1 rRNA gene is annotated in these 3,045 nt (G+C 53.9%); it reads right to left on the bottom strand.

Annotated features, from left to right (window positions below):
* Window positions 1-40: 40 nt before the first annotated feature.
* Window positions 41-2,954 (bottom strand): 23S ribosomal RNA (locus BW42_RS08835).
* Window positions 2,955-3,045: the final 91 nt, after the last annotated feature.

Here is a 3,045-nt window from a genome sequence, read left to right as displayed (position 1 = left end):
CTCGCGCCCTCAAAACTGAAGTCATCAACAATGCATCTGCTAGAACAAGGCCTCGACCGATTAGTATCACTCAGCTCCACATGTCGCCATGCTTCCACCCGTGACCTATCTACCTCATCGTCTCTGAGGGGTCTTTCTTGATTACTCAAAGGGAAATCTCATCTTGGAGGGGGCTTCATGCTTAGATGCTTTCAGCATTTATCCCGTCCGCACGTAGCTACCCAGCGATGCTCCTGGCGGAACAACTGGTACACCAGCGGTGCGTCCATCCCGGTCCTCTCGTACTAAGGACAGCTCTCCTCAAATTTCCTGCGCCCACGACGGATAGGGACCGAACTGTCTCACGACGTTCTGAACCCAGCTCGCGTACCGCTTTAATGGGCGAACAGCCCAACCCTTGGGACCTACTCCAGCCCCAGGATGCGATGAGCCGACATCGAGGTGCCAAACCTCCCCGTCGATGTGGACTCTTGGGGGAGATCAGCCTGTTATCCCCAGGGTAGCTTTTATCCGTTGAGCGATGGCCCTTCCATGCGGAACCACCGGATCACTAAGCCCGACTTTCGTCCCTGCTCGACTTGTAGGTCTCGCAGTCAAGCTCCCTTCTGCCTTTGCGCTCTACGAATGATTTCCAACCATTCTGAGGGAACCTTTGGGCGCCTCCGTTACTGTTTAGGAGGCGACCGCCCCAGTCAAACTACCCGCCTGACACGGTCCTCCAGCCGGATCACGGCTGCGAGTTAGAGACTCTATGCATGAAGGGCGGTATCCCAAGGGTGACTCCTCCGAAGCTGGCGCTCCGGGCTCGACGTCTCCCGCCTATCCTGTACATCATGCACAAAGCCTCAATATCAGGCTGTAGTAAAGCTCCATGGGGTCTTTCCGTCCTGTCGCGGGTAACCTGCATCTTCACAGGTACTATGATTTCACCGGGTCTCTCGTTGAGACAGTGCCCAAATCGTTACGCCTTTCGTGCGGGTCGGAACTTACCCGACAAGGAATTTCGCTACCTTAGGACCGTTATAGTTACGGCCGCCGTTTACTGGGGCTTCGGTTCAAAGCTTCGCTTGCGCTAACCCATCCCCTTAACCTTCCAGCACCGGGCAGGCGTCAGCCCCTATACGTCATCTTGCGATTTAGCAGAGACCTGTGTTTTTGCTAAACAGTCGTTTGGGCCTATTCACTGCGGCTCTACTCATGTAGAGCGTCCCTTCTCCCGAAGTTACGGGACCATTTTGCCGAGTTCCTTAACGAGAGTTATCCCGCGCGTCTTAGAATTCTCATCTCGCCTACCTGTGTCGGTTTACGGTACTGGCGCCTTCCCCCTCACTAGAGGCTTTTCTTGGCAGTGTGAAATCGTGACCTACGTCCCTACGGGACTCCGCGTCGTTCCTTGACTGTGATGCCTGACGGATTTGCCAATCAGACGGTCTTGAAACTTGCACATGCACTTCCATCCGCATGCGTCACTATCCTCCTGCGTCCCCCCATTGTTCAAACGGTGGATCGGCGGTACAGGAATATCAACCTGTTATCCATCGCCTACGCCTTTCGGCCTCGGCTTAGGTCCAGACTAACCCTGAGCGGACGAGCCTTCCTCAGGAAACCTTGGGCTTTCGACGGAGGGGATTCTCACCCCTCTTTTCGCTACTCACACCGGCATTCTCACTTCCAAACGCTCCACTGCTCCTTCCGGTACAGCTTCACAGCGGTTTGGAACGCTCCCCTACCATTCCTTACGGAATCCGCAGCTTCGGTGGTATGTTTAGCCCCGTTACATTTTCGGCGCGGCGCCACTCGACTAGTGAGCTATTACGCACTCTTTGAATGGTGGCTGCTTCTAAGCCAACATCCTAGCTGTCTAGGCAGCGCCACATCCTTTTCCACTTAACATACACTTGGGGACCTTAGCTGGCGGTCTGGGCTGTTTCCCTCTTGACTACGGATCTTATCACTCGCAGTCTGACTCCCGAGTATAAGTTGCTGGCATTCGGAGTTTAACTGAATTCGGTAACCCTGTGGGGGCCCCTAGTCCAATCAGTGCTCTACCTCCAGAACTCTCAACCTCGAGGCTAGCCCTAAAGCTATTTCGGGGAGAACCAGCTATCTCCAGGTTCGATTGGCATTTCACCGCTACCCACACCTCATCCCCGCACTTTTCAACGTGCGTGGGTTCGGACCTCCAGTCAGTGTTACCTGACCTTCATCCTGGACATGGGTAGATCACCTGGTTTCGGGTCTACGACAACGCACTGAACGCCCTGTTCAGACTCGCTTTCGCTACGGCTCCGCCTCATCGGCTTAACCTCGCGCGTTATCGTAACTCGCCGGTTCATTCTACAAAAGGCACGCCATCACCCGTTAACGGGCTCTGACTACTTGTAGGCATACGGTTTCAGGATCTATTTCACTCCCCTTCCGGGGTGCTTTTCACCTTTCCCTCACGGTACTGGTTCACTATCGGTCACTAGGGAGTATTTAGCCTTGGGAGATGGTCCTCCCGGATTCCGACGGGGTTTCACGTGTCCCGCCGTACTCAGGATCCACTCTGGAGGGAAAACAGTTTCAGCTACAGGGCTGTCACCTTCTTCGGCCGACCTTTCCAGGTCCTTCACCTACTGTCTTCCTTTTTGACTCCGTATAGAGTGTCCTACAACCCCGAAGAGCATGCTCTTCGGTTTGGGCTGTTCCCGTTTCGCTCGCCGCTACTCAGGGAATCGCATTTGCTTTCTCTTCCTCCGGGTACTTAGATGTTTCAGTTCCCCGGGTCTGCCTCACGCTACACTATGTATTCATGTAACATGTCCCATCCCATTACGGATGGTGGGTTCCCCCATTCGGAAATCTTCGGATCAAAGCATACTTACTGCTCCCCGAAGCATATCGCTGTTCGTCGCGTCCTTCATCGGCTCCTAGTGCCAAGGCATCCACCGTACGCCCTTCATACCTTGATCTAGCGTTGGTATTCTAAGAACACACGTCTAATGACATGGTTAATTAAAAGTTTGATGTCTTGTTGATGTCTTCAGTTTTCAAGGTGCGAGT

Origin of the sequence: Exiguobacterium sp. RIT341, assembly GCF_000632205.1 — a bacterium.
Taxonomy (GTDB): Bacteria; Bacillota; Bacilli; order Exiguobacteriales; family Exiguobacteriaceae; genus Exiguobacterium_A.
The sequence above is the reverse complement of the archived record's forward strand: the minus strand, read 5'-3'. Positions and strand labels throughout refer to the sequence as shown.